General features: G+C 65.1%; 2 protein-coding genes. Both read left to right on the top strand.

Annotated elements, in window-relative coordinates:
• Positions 1-1,335, top strand: a 1,335-nt coding sequence (locus NTZ26_05030) for a M28 family peptidase (protein MCX6559859.1), incomplete at its 5' end; no start/stop codon positions are given.
• A 17-nt stretch (positions 1,336-1,352) separates the two neighbouring features.
• On the top strand, positions 1,353-2,177 hold the full coding sequence (locus NTZ26_05035; GenBank protein MCX6559860.1) for a class II aldolase/adducin family protein: 825 nt from the start codon (positions 1,353-1,355) through the stop codon (positions 2,175-2,177).
• Positions 2,178-2,181 lie beyond the last annotated feature (4 nt).

Here is a 2,181-nt window from a genome sequence, read left to right on the forward strand (position 1 = left end):
GCCCCGGACAAGAAAGGCTTTCTCTTCACCGCCCATCTCTTCGAGCGGAACATCTACCAAGGCGCCAACGACAACGACAGCGCCTGCGTGACTCTGGCCGAGATCGCCCGGACCCTGGCCCGTCTCGTCCGGGAAGGGCGCGTCCCGCGGCCGGAACGGTCGATCTATTTCCTGATGAGCGAAGAAGGCTCGGGAACGATGGCCTTCTTCGGCCAATATCCCGAGATGGCCGACCGCATCTTCGGCGTCGTCAACATGGACATGGTCGGCGAAGACCTGGAAAAAAGCCAGGCCTTCTTCAACATCGAGATGCCGACCTATAATAAAATGACCTTCCTCGAGGGTGTGATCCGCGGCTTTGCCGAATACGTCTTCCGGACCAACATCGAGATGTATGCCCACCACGTCCAATCCCCATGGCTCACCTTCCCCGCGCCGATCACCGACAAGAACGGCTCGGAGCAGCCCTTCCGCTACACGATGAGCCCGTATGTCGGGGGCAGCGACCACGGCGTCTTCCTAAGCGCGGACGCGGACATCCCCGCTTTCTCCTTCAACGTCTGGCCCGACTTCTGGTACCACACGGACCGCGATCGCCCCGACAAGTCCGACCCGACCCAGCTCAAGCGGGTGGCATTCATCGGCGCCGCCTCCGCCCTGGCCTCGTGCCTAGGGACGGAGGAGGTTCTGGAAAAGGTCATCCGGGTCGCTTTTGAGGACCGGGCCCTATTCGTTCAGGCGACGCTGGCCCGGGTCCGGGAGGACCTCGCCGCGATCGGCAAAGCCGACGGCGGCAAGGCCTGTCGCACCGGATTGGCCATGGTCGAGCAGGCCGCGGAGCTGAGCCGGGCCGCCATCCTCCGGATCCGCGACCTAACCGCCGGCAAGCCCAAGTCCGACGCCTACCTGACCGGCATGCTGGGCGGCCTGGAGGCGTTGAAGACGGCGTCTCTGGAACAGGTCAAGGGCTACGTCCGGACGGCGGTCGCTTTCAACGGCTACGCCGCGGACTTCGGCAAGGCTTCGCCCGAGGAGACCCGGCTGCGGGCCATCGTGCCCGTTAAGGTGACCCCGTTGAAGATTTCGGATTCGGCGCCCTACACGAAGATCTCGGAAGCCCTGTCGGCGGACCGGGCCCTGATGATGGACATCTTTCAGAACTACGGGTATTCCTATCTGCTCCAGCTCTTCTTCTCGGCCGACGGCCGGACGGACCTGGCCAAGATCCGCGATCGACTGGGGCTCGAGTTCAAGCCGATCGATGCGGCCGCGATCCTCAAACATGCCCAAGCCTTGGAGAAAGCGGGGCTCATCAAGCTGGCGATCGGCCACTGAAAGCGAAGGAGCGTACGATGTCGATCTTCCCCCCCTATCCGGATTTGAGCGAGATGTCCGCCATGGTCGGCGAGGCCGGGCGGCGGCTGTCCGAGATCGGCGCCAGCGAAGGCGCCGCGGGCAACATCTCGGTCTTCTTGGGCTGGCCCGTCGAGCCCCGCCGCCACTTTCCCTCGGTCGAAACGATCGATCTCCCGCTGGCCGTCCCCGAGCTGGCGCGGGGATGCCTCTTGGTGACCGGCTCGGGGCGACGACTCCGCGAGGCCATCCAGGACCCGGCCGCCAATCTAGGTTTCGTGGCCGTCGATGAAGGAGGCCGGACCGGGCGGCTGTACACTTCGCCCCGCCGCCTGTTCGACCGTCTGACCAGCGAATTCAACTCCCATCTGGCCGTCCACCAGGACCAGGTCCGCGCCGCCGGGACGAATTTCCACGCCGTCGTCCACGCCCAGCCGGTCTCGCTGACCTATTTGAGCCACATTCCGGCCTACCGGGACGAAACCTATCTGAGCCGCCGCCTCCTGCGCTGGCAGCCGGAAGCCATCGTGAACCTGCCGGAAGGCCTGGGCTGCCTTCCCTTCGCGGTTCCGGGCTCGGCCGAGCTCATGGCCGCCACCGTCGCCTCTCTGCGGTCGCACCGCATCGTCGTCTGGAGCAAGCACGGCACCGTGGCCCGCTCCGATCAATCCGTCAAGCGGGCCGTGGACCGCATCGAGTACGCCGAGACGATCGCCGCCTACGAGCGGATGGACCTATTGCACGGCGGGCTGGGTGAAGGCCTGACCGACGACGAGATCCGGGCGGTGGCCAAGGCCCTCGGGATCGAACAAAAGATCTTCTAGAATT

It is taken from the genome of Candidatus Aminicenantes bacterium (assembly GCA_026393855.1).
Lineage (GTDB): Bacteria > Acidobacteriota > Aminicenantia > Aminicenantales > UBA4085 > UBA4085.

Coding starts and splice junctions, on each gene's coding strand:
- NTZ26_05035 (MCX6559860.1), top strand. CDS start 1,353: ATGTCGATCTTCCCCCCCTATCCGGATTTGAGCGAGATGTCCGCCATG.